Annotated in this window: 1 pseudogene; it reads left to right on the forward strand. The window is 66.2% G+C overall.

The window, feature by feature from the left end:
* A pseudogene (locus B3605_RS12335) lies at positions 1-441 on the forward strand (chemotaxis protein); the annotation flags it as partial.

Here is a 441-nt window from a genome sequence, read left to right on the forward strand (position 1 = left end):
GCCGAGCACCGCCAGAACCTCGCCGCCATTGCCCGCGACGTCGGCGCGGTAGCCAGAGGCGTGCAGAGCAAGGTCGCCTCGACCCTGTCGGCGCTGCAGATCGGCGACATCACCCGCCAGCGCATCGAGCACGTGCAGAGCACGTTTACGCTCCTCGACGAATTCCTCGACAGCGAGGACGGCCGCGGCCTTGATGCCGACGCCCGCGCGCGCCTGCAGAATGTCATCCAGCACCTGACGGCTGCGCAGATGAACGAGATGTGCCGCGATTTTCACCGCGATTCCCAGAACGTCGTCAAGACGATCGCAAGCTTCGGCCACGACACGCAGGAGATCATGCGGCTGCGCGACCAGATGAGCGGCGGCGGCCAGGGCAACTTCATCCGCGCGCTCGAATCCAGCGTCTCGGCAGCCCATGAGATCGTCAAGCAGGTCGACGCC

This window comes from Rhizobium sp. UBA1881 (genome assembly GCF_002338015.1).
Classification (GTDB): domain Bacteria; phylum Pseudomonadota; class Alphaproteobacteria; order Rhizobiales; family Rhizobiaceae; genus Rhizobium.